The 14,292-nt window shown below is 35.2% G+C and carries 8 protein-coding genes; 2 read left to right on the plus strand and 6 right to left on the minus strand.

The features are described 5' to 3' along the window. Positions 1-3: 3 nt before the first annotated feature. Positions 4-1,713, minus strand: a complete 1,710-nt coding sequence (locus FNW52_RS06360) for a PAS domain-containing protein (RefSeq protein WP_143376624.1) — start codon at positions 1,711-1,713, stop codon at positions 4-6. Positions 1,714-1,887: 174 nt separating this feature from the next. On the opposite strand from FNW52_RS06360, the gene typA reads away from it, so the two are divergent. Further along, positions 1,888-3,684 (plus strand): translational GTPase TypA, encoded by a 1,797-nt coding sequence (gene typA, locus FNW52_RS06365; RefSeq protein ID WP_143376625.1) that lies wholly within the window; start codon positions 1,888-1,890, stop codon positions 3,682-3,684. Between the two features lie 245 nt (positions 3,685-3,929). On the opposite strand, the gene FNW52_RS06370 is transcribed toward typA, so the two are convergent. The 4 genes from FNW52_RS06370 to FNW52_RS06385 all read right to left on the minus strand — a co-directional run bounded on the left by FNW52_RS06370 (position 3,930) and on the right by FNW52_RS06385 (position 12,603). Further along, complete coding sequence (locus tag FNW52_RS06370; RefSeq protein WP_143376626.1) at positions 3,930-8,414, minus strand: T9SS type B sorting domain-containing protein; 4,485 nt, start codon at positions 8,412-8,414, stop codon at positions 3,930-3,932. 23 nt (positions 8,415-8,437) lie between these two features. Next, a complete protein-coding gene (locus tag FNW52_RS06375) occupies positions 8,438-10,765 on the minus strand; it encodes a T9SS type B sorting domain-containing protein (RefSeq protein ID WP_143376627.1) in 2,328 nt (775 codons plus the stop codon). A gap of 14 nt (positions 10,766-10,779) precedes the next feature. Next, positions 10,780-11,616, minus strand: a complete 837-nt coding sequence (locus FNW52_RS06380) for an ABC transporter permease (RefSeq protein WP_143376628.1) — start codon at positions 11,614-11,616, stop codon at positions 10,780-10,782. A gap of 90 nt (positions 11,617-11,706) precedes the next feature. Beyond that, positions 11,707-12,603: an ABC transporter ATP-binding protein gene (locus FNW52_RS06385; protein WP_143376629.1), complete on the minus strand. Its 897-nt coding sequence runs from the start codon at positions 12,601-12,603 to the stop codon at positions 11,707-11,709. A gap of 179 nt (positions 12,604-12,782) precedes the next feature. On the opposite strand from FNW52_RS06385, the gene FNW52_RS06390 reads away from it, so the two are divergent. Continuing rightward, on the plus strand, positions 12,783-13,841 hold the full coding sequence (locus FNW52_RS06390) for a hypothetical protein (RefSeq protein WP_143376630.1): 1,059 nt from the start codon (positions 12,783-12,785) through the stop codon (positions 13,839-13,841). A gap of 75 nt (positions 13,842-13,916) precedes the next feature. On the opposite strand, the gene FNW52_RS06395 is transcribed toward FNW52_RS06390, so the two are convergent. Next, positions 13,917-14,156, minus strand: coding sequence for a hypothetical protein (locus FNW52_RS06395; RefSeq protein WP_143376631.1), 240 nt, complete (start codon positions 14,154-14,156; stop codon positions 13,917-13,919). Positions 14,157-14,292: the final 136 nt, after the last annotated feature.

Consider the following 14,292-nt stretch of genomic DNA (forward strand, 5'->3'; position numbering starts at 1 on the left):
TTTTTAGGCTTTAAGTGTTAATGTAAAAGTGGTTCCTTTGTTTACTTCGCTTTCGATGTCAATTGTACCTCCCATGGATTCTATTTGAGATTTTACCAAATACAACCCTAGTCCTTTGCTGTCAGGGTAATTGTGGAATCGTTGGTACAATCCAAATATCTTGTCTTTATTTCGTTTTAAATCTATTCCGATTCCGTTGTCTTTAAATACGATGATAATGGCATTGTTGATTTTGGTACTGGTGATTTCTATAGTTAGTTTTCGATCTTCAGATCTGTATTTGATGGCGTTGGTTAGTAGGTTTAAAATAATGCTTTCAAAAAAAACTTTGTTTGTGTGTAATGTAGTGATGTCTCCGAAGTTGATCTTCAAGTCAGGTTTGTATAATTCTATTTGAAAATGCAGCTGATTGAAAACGTTTTGAAAAACATCTTTGATTGAAATCGCTTCGTTTTGTAAAGAAGAATTGTCTCTTATGCTAATTACCTTTGCTAGATCGTTTATGGTTTCGTTTAGTAAATGAGTAGATTTATGAAAGCCTGTTAGGATTTCTTTTAATTCTTCGTCTTCAATAGGAATGTCTTCTATTAGATTTAATAATCCGATTAAGTTAGATAGTGGAGATCTTAGGTTGTGTGAGGTTATGTAGGAGAATTGTTTTAGGTCTTTGTTGTTTTGTGTTAGTTCTCGAATGAAGTGTTCTTTTTCTCTTTCGGCTTTCTTTTCCTCTGTAATGTCTCTTTGAATAGAGATCCAGTGCGAAAGTTCGTGTTCAGAGTTATAGACGGGGATAAAAGAGAGTCTAACCCAGTATTCTGATTGGTCTTTTCTGTAGCAAATGATTTCTAGAAGGCATTCTTCTTTGCGGGTTATGGCGTTGATTAGTTTTTTTAGCTCCTGAATATCGGAGTTTTTCCCTATGAATAGATTTGGGGATTCGCCTATTATTTCGAGTACTTCGTAGCCAGACATATTGATGTAGGCTGGGTTTGCAAAAACTATTCTCGGAATCTGACCTTCATTAGATTTGGGCTCTGTGATAATGATGGAGTCTTTGGCTTGGGTAAAAACGGTCTCTAGTAATTTCAGTCGGTTTTCTTCTTCTTTTTGTTTAGTTATGTCTTGGATGGCTCCAATCATCCGAACGGCTTTTCCGTTTTCGTCTTTTAGAATAAAACCTCTGTCAAGTACGTATTTGTAAGTGTTGTCGGCGCATTTAAAACGGTATTGGTCTTGCCACTTTTCGGTCTTTTGTTCTAAAAAAGAATAGAGTTTGACAGACATTTTGATACTATCTTCGGGGTGGATGTTGTTGAACCACCATTTAGAATTGTTTTCGACTTGATTTTGTTTGTATCCAAAGATGCCTTTTATTCCCTTATTCCAAGTTAGGTTGTCTTCGGGGATTTTCCAGTCCCAGATTGTATCGCTGGTGGCTTTCGCAACGATGTCGTATTTTTCGTTAGATTCTTTTATTTTGTTGTTGGTTTGTTTTAGATTTTTATAGAATTCGACATTTCTCATGTCGTTCTTGTGTAGGATGTATCTAAAGAATAAACCAGTGATGGTAATGATGATAATGTCTTTGATGAAGCTGTATAGGTAGCAATCAGAATGCGAGCTATACATTTTTAATAATTTAAAGCTAATTATAGCTGTAAATAATGAAAAAAGAATGTAGAAAGCGGCTATTTGATCGGTTTTGTTTTTCATTACTCAAATGTAAAAAAAATATTGTCAAAGATTAAAATTTCGATAATAATATAATTAAAAGATTGATTTAATAGGGCACTTTAACTGTTTATGTGTTAACAAAATAGCAAACTATTGCATAAAGGTTTTTTATATCAAAATAAAGTGTACCTTTGCACCCATTAAAAATCACAGATGGAAGCTATTAGAAACATTGCAATTATTGCCCACGTCGATCACGGTAAAACAACTTTGGTTGATAAAATTATGTATCACTGTCAATTATTTCGTGACAACGAAAATACAGGTGATTTAATTCTTGATAACAACGACTTAGAGCGTGAAAGAGGTATTACTATTACTTCAAAGAATGTTTCGGTTCAGTATAAAGGTACAAAAATCAATATTATCGATACTCCTGGTCACGCCGATTTTGGTGGTGAGGTAGAGCGTGTATTGAATATGGCTGATGGAGTTTGTCTTTTGGTAGATGCTTTTGAAGGGCCAATGCCACAAACGCGTTTTGTATTACAAAAAGCTATTGACTTAGGATTAAAACCATGCGTTGTAATCAATAAAGTAGATAAAGAAAACTGTACTCCTGAAGAAGTTCATGAAAAAGTTTTTGACTTAATGTTTGAATTAGGTGCTACTGAAGAGCAATTGGATTTTCCAGCTGTTTACGGTTCAGCTAAAAATAACTGGATGTCTGACCATTGGGAAAACGTAACTGATAATGTAGAAGCATTATTGGATATGGTTCTTACTCATGTACCAGCTCCTAAAGTTTCGGAAGGAACTCCTCAAATGTTGATTACATCTTTAGATTTCTCAGCTTTTACAGGTCGTATCGCTATCGGTCGTCTTGAAAGAGGTGTTTTGAAAGAAGGTATGGCAATCTCTCTTGCAAAAAGAGACGGTACTGTTTTGAAATCACGTATCAAAGAACTTCATACTTTTGAAGGTCTTGGGCGTAAAAAAGTACAAGAAGTAATTGCTGGAGATATCTGTGCTGTTATTGGTATTGAAGGATTTGAAATTGGAGATACTATCTGTGATATTGATAATCCGGAGGCGTTGAAAACAATTGATATTGACGAGCCTACTATGAGTATGTTGTTTACAATTAATGATTCTCCTTTCTTCGGAAAAGATGGTAAATTTGTAACTTCTCGTCATATTAGAGAACGTTTGACAAAAGAATTAGAAAAAAACTTAGCAATGAAATTGGGTGAAACTGATTCTGCTGATAAGTTTATGGTTTTTGGTCGTGGTGTACTTCACTTGTCTGTTCTTATCGAAACGATGAGAAGAGAAGGGTATGAGTTACAAATCGGTCAACCACAGGTTATTATCAAAGAAATTGATGGTAAAAAATGTGAGCCTATTGAGGAATTGACAATCGACTTACCAGAAACTCTTTCGGGAAGAGCGGTAGAGTTTGTTTCTTTCCGTAAAGGAGAAATGTTGAGTATGGAAACTAAAGGGGAACGTATGATTATAAAATTTAATATTCCATCACGTGGAATTATTGGATTGCGTAACCAATTGCTTACTGCTACTGCTGGTGAGGCTATTATGGCACATCGTTTTATTGGATATGAGCCTTACAAAGGTGAAATTTCTGGACGTAACAAAGGTTCATTGATTTCTATGGAAAAAGGAAAAGCTATTCCTTATTCTATCGATAAATTGCAAGATCGTGGTAGATTCTTCGTTAATCCTAATGATGAAATTTACGAAGGTCAAGTAATTGGAGAAAACTCTCGTAGCGATGATATGTGTGTGAACGTGACTAAAGAGAAAAAACAATCTAACGTTCGTTCTTCTGGAAATGATGATAAAGCTAGAATTATTCCTCCAGTTATTTTCTCTCTTGAAGAAGCTTTAGAGTACATTCAAAAAGATGAGTATGTTGAGGTAACTCCAAAAAACATCCGTTTGAGAAAAATCTATTTGACAGAAACTGATAGAAAAAGATTTAAATTCTAAAAGATTTAAATTTTAATAATTAAAAATCCCAAATTCCTAAGTACTGGAATTTGGGATTTTTTTGTGTGTGATTTGAAAACTAATTGTGTGGGAATAGAAAAATTTCTTGGTCTACGTGAGCGTGAGTGATAGTAGCTAGCTACCGAAGTAGCGCGGATAGCACGACCTCATAAATAGAAAGGGCCGACTCACCAGTACGATGAGTCGGCCCTTTCTATTTATGGGGTCACGCCCTAATTATTATTTTACCTTTTTAACGAAAAATGTCCTTTGGCTTCTCGGCCGTCTTCTAGTTTTATAGTGTACCAATAATCGTCGGCAGGCATTGGGTTTCCTGTATAGGTGCCATCCCAGCCATTGCTAGAGGGAAGTACTTGTTTGATTACTTTTCCGTATCGGTCGTAAATGAAGATCTGAGCGGCTGTATTGAATGTTTCATTTACTCCTTTAATGTTCCAGTAATCATTGTAACCGTCATTGTTTGGTGAGAAAAAGAGAGGGATACCGAGTACCGAAATAGTTTTCTTTAACGTTCCGCAGCCTTTTCTATCGTTGATGTAAACGTCATGAATTCCTGAGGATACATTACTAAAGTAATTGGATTCTTGAAAGGGACCATTGGGCAAATCGATACTGTATTCGTAATTTCCTTGCCCCGAACTATTTACTGTAACGGTGTTGGATTCTGATAAATCTTCGATGGTAATGGAGTCCAGATGCGCAATATCGGATGCGGTAACTGTAATGTTTCTGGAGCGATAGCATTTTTTTTGTGTTGCTGCTGTTAGGGTATAAACTGCCGCTTTATTGACCTTTAAAGTGGCGTTTGTTTCGCCTGGAATTGCAATATTGTCTTTTGTCCAAAGATAAGTATAATCACTAATGGGTGTGTTGCCAATAAGTCCAGCATCTAGTTTTACAAAAACACTAGGCAAATTTAAGCAGACCATTTGATCGCTGGCATGACTGTTGTTGGTGTCTATATTTGGAGTGGGATTTACTTGAAGCGAGACGAAAGCTCCCAGACCAAAGCAAGAATTGTCGAGATTATTTTCTATTCTAACCCAAATTTGTTGTTGATTGGGAGTTGTGTTTCTATAGCTGGAAGGATTAAGAATAGCATTGGTTTCGGCTAAAGCATCGGCTTCGGTGGGGTAGAATTTTATGGAATAGATAGAGTTTGGGGTGGGAAGTAATGCTTGAATATCAGTAATGACGCTAGCAAAATTGAAAGCGGTAATACCATCTTTATCGTCATTTACAGCATCTATATAATCATCACAACTTTCAAAATTTCTTTTGAAAGTAGGATTGATTTGGGTATTCGAAATGATGAGATCCAATTGTGCCACACTAAAACAGCCATTTGCATTTTCGACTCTTGTCCAAATATTCTTGTTGGCGCTTGCAAAAGCAATAGGGTTTGAAATAAGTACGGCAGTATCTTTTGTGTTCGCTCCTGCCGAAGAGGTGTAATACGTAAAAGTTTCGTTGGTGTAATTGGTAGAGATAAAACTGTTTTTCTCGGTTATATTAAAGTTGGAAATCCCATCGGTATCATTATCACATTGCACGATGGTAATTGGAGTGCTTAGAGCGGGCAAAGCAAGAATTGTCAACGTTGCAGCCGAAGAGGTTAATCCGCAGCTGTTATTAATTTTGTTTAAAACGACACGGTATTGATACGCATTCATGGTTGTACTGATTTTTGTAATCAATAATGAAGTCGTTTTGGTTCCGGTGTAAATAGCGTTGTTTGCTACTGCATTCCAAGTATTACCACTATCGGTAGACAGTTGCCATTGAAAACTATCAGCATTTGAATCAATACTAAAAATGGCATTTTGCAATTCGCAAATGGATTGATTTTTGGGTTGTTTGGTTATAAGTATTGGGTTGGAAATGATATAGTTGTTGTTTGGAGTAGTGTAACCGTTAGTGCTCGTTACTATTCCATTAGAGTTTACTGCAACGGGACTGTTTCCTAGTTGACCGTCAAAGTTAGGGTCAGTAAATCCGGCTTCAATAACATCATTGCACAAATCATTATCACTATCCAGTTCAGTGTGGTTTTTTATTCCATCGGCATCGGTGTCTGAAACGCTGTAGTTTAAAGTTCCGTTGTCAGCGGTTGTTTCTAATGCATCGGCTAGTCCGTTTGAACCAAAGGCAGTTCCATCAATTATTCCGTTTTTATTATTGTCTAAAGCTGGGCTACCAGACTCGACCAAATCGTAAATTCCGTCATTGTCACTGTCTAAATCAAGATAGTCGGGAACGGTGTCACTATCAGAATCGATTGGGTTTGTTAGGGGTTCGAAAATTTCATCCAATCCATTTAAATTGGTATCGGTATTCGATAATGCTTTGGGTACTTTTTGGCTTTCAACGGCGTCTGGAATTCCATCATTGTCACTGTCTAGATCCAATTGATCGGGTGTTCCATCTCCATCAGTATCTTTTCGAACACAAGTAGCTATGAGTTTAAAAGTAGATTTGTTTCCGTCGCTGTCCGAGAGATTTTTATGGGTAATTTTGAAAGATTTTGTTTGATACGACTGAAATTTGAAGGTACCAGTTCCTGCTGGGAGAGGAACGCTTCCGTTGAGCCTAAATCGAATTTCGAAAGATGAAAATTGAGTAACACCACTTTCGTATATTCCGTCATAATTAGTGTCGATTAATAGTTGATCGGTTGGGTTTAAAACGGTAATGGTTTTGTCTATATCTGAATTTATAATATATTCAGTATTACTGTTGATTAAATCGGTTGCAATCGCAGTAGTTGGATATTCTAAACTTATATTGATGGGGGTGGTAAAATTCAAAGTATAAGCAGTATAAAAACCTTTTCCTGCCAGCACTTCTGTGACAAAACTACCATCAGTTTTTCCAACAAAGGGAATTGGAGCAGCAGGAGTAGAATTTGTTACTGCACCGGAAAAAGTATTGGAATAGGAAGAACCTATAGCAACTATTCCTGAATTAGGATTGGAACTGTTGATGTCCAGATTACCATAGGATTCTGAGCAGTTTACTATTCCGTCGTTGTCATAATCAATATCAATATTGTCATCGACTAAATCATTATCATAGTTGGTTGGACATTCACTCACCGGAATTTTATCCGAAAAAATATTGCTTAAACAGTTCGAAATACTACCTTTTACCTGATAAAAACCAGGTTGAGTAGGTGTATAGCTATTATTTGTAGCCAATGGAATTGCGATATTATCTTTGTACCATTGAAAAATATCATAGGAGGATAATGTATTGATTTTTAAAACAACATTCGGAATACAAGCGGAATTAGCAATAGCGATTTTATCGGATACAATTTCAGGTTTTAGATCAAAACCAGAATAATAACCGCCATAGGTTGCAAAACCATTAGTTCCAAAATAAGATACATACACTTGTTTACTTGATTTTACGGCTATATTTCCGGATAAATTGTATATGGTGTATCGTACAAAAGTTAAATTCCCTACAATAGGAATGGGGGGAGTTGTAATAGGTACACTATTTAGCATTACAGTTGCTCCATTTTCGGTTACAATATTTAAAACACCATTGAATTCTGTGTTTCCAATGGATTGGATCATAGGAATATTATCTACTGTGTTGGGGGTAGAACAATTTATGGGTGGGACAAAAAATAAGTTTTGATTGGCAGGCGTAGCAGATCCTGCAATACTTTGATAGGCAAATACATTTTGGCTTGTCGTTACATATAAATTTCCATCTATGAAGTGAGCTCCATCCAAGGCAATGTATTCTCCTTTATTAAGTGTTGTAACGGGAATAGAATTTCCATTAAGAAAAACTTGGGTTTGGTTTGAATGGGCAACTAATAGTACACGCTCTAATTCATCTGTTCCAATTCCTTTTACAAAAATATACTCTTTTCCTGTCTTTTCTAAGGAAACAATTTGGTCAAAACCTACATCTCTCCCAGGAGGTGTCATGACACCATTTTGATTTGGCTCCATGACTGTACTGTTGCTTCCTCCAAAAGAACCTGAATTTACAACTACAGGTTTATCGGATGCGACTAATGCCCCAATTATTTTTGAACTATTAGAGCTTGTTTGTATGTTGTTGTAGTTCTCTAATGCCAAAACATAGCTTTCATTTTTGTTTAAAGTAATGGTTATTGGTCCAGTTATAACGGTTCCGTTTGTGAGTATTGTCCCGTTTGGAATATTAGAAATGGTTATTTTTGTTCCGTTCTCGGTAGATAATATCGATGCGAAGTTTAATAAAGTAGGGTCAAAAAGCGGATTCAACATGGCACCTAGTCTAAATACAGTACCTAATGCACTATTTCCTTTAGAAACTAATCCTCCGGCGTGATTATACCCTCCATTATTATTTATTCCCGCATTGACTCTGGCGCTTACATAAATTAAATCTTCTGCCTCTATGATGTATCCTTTGTTTTTTACAATGCCGATGTTTGTATTTGGAGTGAATAATTGGGTGTTATCTCCAGAGCCAATGTCATATCTATAAGGACTTGTGCTATTAACAGTTGCATTGATTACAGCTCCGCCAATAGTTATGATTTTAAAATTTACATTTTTTGTGCTTGGTGTCGAGATGTATAAATATTGGTCTTCGACTAATCCATTTGCTGAAATTAGTGGTGGTATATAATGGGTTTTACTAAATTGGGCAAAACAACTAATCGATAAAAAAGTAAAAATATAGAGTAAAGCTTTTTTCATTTGATAAAAATAGCAAAATAAAGCTACCTTTTTAACGAAAAATGGCCTTTAATGATTTTTTCGTCTTCAAATGTGATGATAAACCAATAATCATCTGCGGGTAATTCTTTTCCGTTATAAGTACCACTCCACCCTATGCTGTTAGAGCTAAATTGTTGTAATAATTTCCCATAACGATCCAGTATGGCGATTGTAGATTTTGGTAAAAGATCTAGATTTTTTATTTTCCAAGTGTCATTATAGCCATCATTGTTTGGAGTGAAAAAACGAGGGTAATCAAGTACATAGACTTTGTAAGGTATTGAAATACCACAGCCATTTTTGTCTCGAACGGTTGCGCTGTAAATTCCAGCATTTACACCAGTAAACAAAGGATTGTCTTGGTAAAAATTGTCGTCTAATGAAAATTCATAATCACCATCACCAGAATAAGAAATTAAAACGGAGTTTTCTGTGCCGGAAAAATCAGTAACCGTTGCGTTTGTAATTAATCCGATTCCTGAAGCTTTGATAATGAATTTTTTTGTTTTTTTACAGCCATTTGTATTACTTACTGTTACCGTATATTCTCCTGGAGTACTAATGTTTGTTGTATTTGCTGTAGATCCATTACTCCATAAATAACTCGAAAAACCAGAAGCAACTGTTAAGTTTGTATTAGATCCATTGCATAAAATAAAGGTTTCGTCTTGAAAATTAGAAGGATCAAAGGTATGTATCACAAGCGTTTCTGGCGTTATTCTAAAACAATCAGCACCATTAACAATTCGGGCATAAATTATTTGTTGATTTGGGATCGTATTGGTAAAGAGATTGGGTAATTGGTTTTTTTGAGCGATGGCATCGGTTTGATTGAGATAATACTCAACGGTCAATCCGGTAGTCAATCCGTTGATTACTTGAGGTGTTATTTTGGCATTCAAATTAAATTGTGTCAAACCATCTTGTAGTGCATCAAGATCACAACTCTCAATTGGCGTTTGGGTTGCGATGGAATTGTTTGAAATAATTAATTTTAACGTAGCATAATCAACGCAGCCAAAAGCATTAGCTACTCTGGCGTACAAAACCTGATTGGGTGCTGTATTACGGTAGGTGCTAGGGTTTGAAATGGGATTCATTTCGGCTTGAGCTTCCGCTAAAGAATTAAAATAAACGACCTTGACTAGCTTTGGGTCGTTGTTTCTTATAATAGGATCTGCTTTTGTTAAATCAAATATTGAAATTCCGTCTCCATCATCATCACATTGGGCAAGAACAGTGTTGCTTAAAATAATTTGAGGGGTGTATTCTATTTTTATCTCATCTTCGGCACTACAGGTCGATGGAGATAAAGTGACTTTTACTTTATAGGTTCCAGCTTCGGTAACGGTATAAGATGGATTTGTGGCTGATGAAATTAATATGCCATTTTTGTACCATTCGTATTTATAACTTGCCAGAAGTTTGGTATCAATAGTAAAGCTTTGGCCAAAACATAAAGGATTGCTGGTGGTGGATGAACGATCTGGACCTAAATCTATTTTAGCAGCAAAACTTCCTGCTTCGAGAAAAACGGCTGAGTCATAATATTCTTCTTTATCATCGGCAATTACTAGCTTTATATGGTAGGTCTTTCCGGCTATTACATCCGTTTGAGCATTCAGTTTAATCGTTTGTCCACTATAATTAATGGGGCTAGCCGCGGTGTTGAACCCATTAAAATAAGATTCGTTTATGGCAGGGCAACCGGGATGACTTATTCCATTAGCATCTACAACGGTATTTGTAATTGAGTGAACATTTTCAGAAGAAACTGGAGTGGTGGTTCCGGGAAGAACGGCAATGTTCTTATAATTGCTGACACTTCCTTTTTCTTTAATCAAAAAAGCAAAACCATCCGAGAAGGCACAAGGAAAATAAGATTGATATTCATTCGATGCAAAAACATAATTGAAACTGATGTAATTGGTCAGCGGTACAAAATCAAACTCTAATACAGTTGCATTTACACTATTAATGCCTAAGGTCTGATCAAGATCAGCATCTCCAAGCCAAGCGCTACCTCCACCTCCGCGATTACTTACATAAGGACCTATGGCATTTTTACTAGGCGATGTGCTTAAAAGTACTCCTTCTGAAAAAGGAAAATTACTACCGCCAGAATTAAAATACGCATAACTATTTTCTACAGGAATAGCGTTATTCCCACGGGCATTAAAACTGGACACATTGGCACAACTACTGTTTACCAAAACATTCTGGATCAGTTGTTGAGCTGTTCTGGTGTCATCTACTGTAATATACTGAGCCGTTGCAACAGTAGAATAGCAGTAGAGTAATAGAATTAAAATATTTTTCAAACCATTCATAGCGTACAAAGATACTACAAATCTCTATTTTTTAATATTCTATACGATAGGAATAGAAAGATAACAGTCCAACATAAAACAATTACTACAGCCGAAAAAGGGACGCTGTAATCTTTTAAATTTTCTACGCCCATTTGGGTGCCAATTGATTTAACAATAGAGGTCCTTGTTAATGGCTCGGCGATTAAGTTAGACATCGCTTCTAAGGGGAAAAGCTGTGTGATGTAACTTGCAGTTTTACCTTCGGGAAAAACACTAAAGTTCAAAATTCCTTTTGCAATGCCTTCAATTATGTTCCAAACTAGTAAAAAACCCAATGCAAAAGCAGAACGTTTTACCAATATTCCCAAGAACAAACAGAAAGAGAAAAATCCAACCAATTTTACAAAAAAGGCCAAAAGATATTCCAGATCAGTAAAAACAATACTCAGTTCAGTATAAGATGAAAAGCTATAACCCAAAATTAAAGTCATTATAAAGACAAAAACGGTGGAGCATACTGAAAACAACACTATAGTTACAAATTTTGAGAGAATGAATTCTTTCTTGCTCAATCCGTCGATTAGGTTTTGTTTTAAAGTCCCATAACTATATTCATTTGCCATCATAGAGACGATAACGATGGCTAAAAATAGTTTTAATATGGCAGCAATATAGGTGTTGAAGTGCCAGATATAAGGGAAATTAAAAATTCCCATTTCGGCAACTTGAAATTTAATAGCACCAATGTTAAAATTGATAGAGGCTATCAAAGCAATAAAAGAAAGTAATATAAAGTAGGTCAATGTCAGTACACGACTGGCTTTGTTTAACCATATTTTTTGTAATTCTATAGAGAGTAATCGTTTCATGTTTTAATTTTAGATTTTAGTCCCGATAGCTATCGGGACAGATTTTAGATTTAACATTGTCATTGAAATTGCCATTGAATTTTGCCATTGCTATTGCTTTCTGGTTAATTCCAAAAACTGTTCTTCCAGGCTGTTTTTACGTTTTACCAAATGGCTTAGACAAACGTTATTCGAAAACAAGAACTGATTCAAATCCTTTGACTCTAATTTTGTTTTTAAATACACCAAAACTTTGCCGTCTGTGATTTTTGTTTTTTCAATAGCGGGATGTGTATTCAAAACATGGATTAAAGATTCGGTATCGTCAGCTTTTAACTCAAAGTATCCTTCATTGGCAGAAATACCATCGACCAAACCAGAGTATAGCACTTGGCCTTTTCTTAAAACCAAAACGTGTGAACAGACTTTTTCTACTTCGTCCAGTAAATGGGACGCCAATAATATAGTGGTTCCTTTTGCGGCTATTTGTTTTATGATATCCCGTATTTGATGAATTCCCTGTGGGTCTAATCCATTGGTGGGTTCATCAAGTATTAAAATCTCAGGATCATTCAATAGGGCAGAGGCAATAGCTAGACGTTGTTTCATTCCTAAAGAAAAAGTGCTGAATTTGCTGTTTTTTCGATCATTCAAACCAACGAGTTCTAACTTCTCCGTAATTTTAGAATAGTCGATATTTTTTATTTTGCAAACTAATTTCAGGTTTTCCTCAGCCGTCATATACGGGTAAAAGTTGGGCCTTTCGATAATGGCTCCCACTTTTTTTAAGGCTTCGTGTGTTTGCAGTTTACCGCCAAACCAACTGTATTCGCCAGAAGTTTTGTTGACCACATTAAGAACAATACCTAAAGTAGTAGATTTTCCGCTCCCATTGGGACCTAGTATTCCGTAAACATTTCCTTTTTTTATTTCTAGTGAAACATTTTTTAAGGCTTGTAAGCTGCCATAACGTTTGTTGAGGTTATGTATTGAAAGTATTGTTTCCAAATTAGATTGTTTTAATTTTCTTCCGAAAAAGTATTTAAATTATGGTTGTCAGGAACCGCTTTTCATTTTATAGGAAGAAAATTTCTTCATGGCGGTTTCTATAGGACGAACAAGACATGGTTTTGTTACTGTAAAAAAATATTTTAGTGTAAATTTGTGTCAAATACACAGCAATCCCAATGAGTGAGCCATTAATGCTTTTTAAAAAACCTACCTATCCCATAAATTCAGATCTATTGGATTATTTAGGACGTTATGATCGTATATCTAGAGTACCTATTGTTTATGATGATCTATTGCGTTTTTCGGGATCTATAAGTGTATTTGACAAAAATGATCACGACACACTCTGGATTCGGGTGTATTTTAATGAGTATGAAAGAATCGAAATTGATTTAACGCTGAAAAAAATCTATTCGCTTTTGCATTCTGATGGTAATGTTGGAATTATTAAGTACCTGAATATTGACTCTATTGATTTTTGTACTTTTGGGAATTCTCAGCCTTTTCGAATAAAAGTTAGAAACATTCTCAATGATAACTACACTCATTTTTATGTAAAAAAAGCAGATGCTTCCCGTGTTTACGGATTAGAATTGGAGCATATTTTATCGCCCGATAAGATCAACTTTTTGGTGTACCAAGACACTTTAATCGAAGAACATATTATGGGGATTGCAGGTGACGTTTTTATCAAAAGTCATTTGCAAATGTGTAATGAAACCGAAAAATCTCAAATTGCAAAAGAATTTGTAAAGTTTAATGAGCGAAGCATGATTCGGTTATTAGGAGATATGCGTGCTTACAATTATGTTATTATTCCGATTCATGATTTTGACCAAGTGGTATTCAGGATTCGTGCCATTGATTTTGACCAACAATGTTATGAGGGGAATTTAAAAGTCTATCGTCCTCAGTTTTTCAAAGAGAATTATCCAATGGTAAAATTGGTCAAAGAAAAATTAGAAAGCAGTTCTATTGATCAATACAAACATGAAGAACGTGCGGTATTGGCAAAAAGAATTATTTCGGCAGAAAATAGAATAAAGCGATTAATGAGAATTATGCGTAGTGATACTATTTCGACAGAGGCACACGTGGCGCAATTAAAGAAAGAGCTTTATAATTATACCCATGATTTGAATTTTAAAAAAGCTAAATCGATGGGAGACATCATGAGTGCCGCTTTTGAATTTATCACCCGAAATTTCAAAAACACCAACTTATTTGGCGTTTAATTGCACATAGTTAGGCATTGTTAGTACTGGAAATTACTAAACAGCGTTGTGATTCTATATTTTTTGATAGAGAAATTATAACGAAAGCATTCTTCTGTTAAAATGCTTTAATAACGTTTCGTTTATTTCTTTCAGTTCTGGAGTAAGAAATGTTTTTCTGTCTTGTAAATCATTTGTTAATTCTATTTTACAACAGGTACATTCGTATTCTTTAAAATGATTGGTTACATTTCTAACGGTCACTATTTTATGGCCAAAAACAGAGCAAACTACTTTTTTGCCGACAAATTTCGATATGATTTCTAAAAAGTTCATTGTGTGGTATTTATAGGTTTTGGCAAACATATACTAAAATGATTTGTTATTCAAATAAATCCGATGAAATGCACTTTTTGCAATTAAAAATAAATAAAATCTGACTGAAATATTGCTTCTGATTTAAGTTCTTAAT

Source organism: Flavobacterium sp. ZT3R18 (assembly GCF_007097385.1).
Classification (GTDB): domain Bacteria; phylum Bacteroidota; class Bacteroidia; order Flavobacteriales; family Flavobacteriaceae; genus Flavobacterium.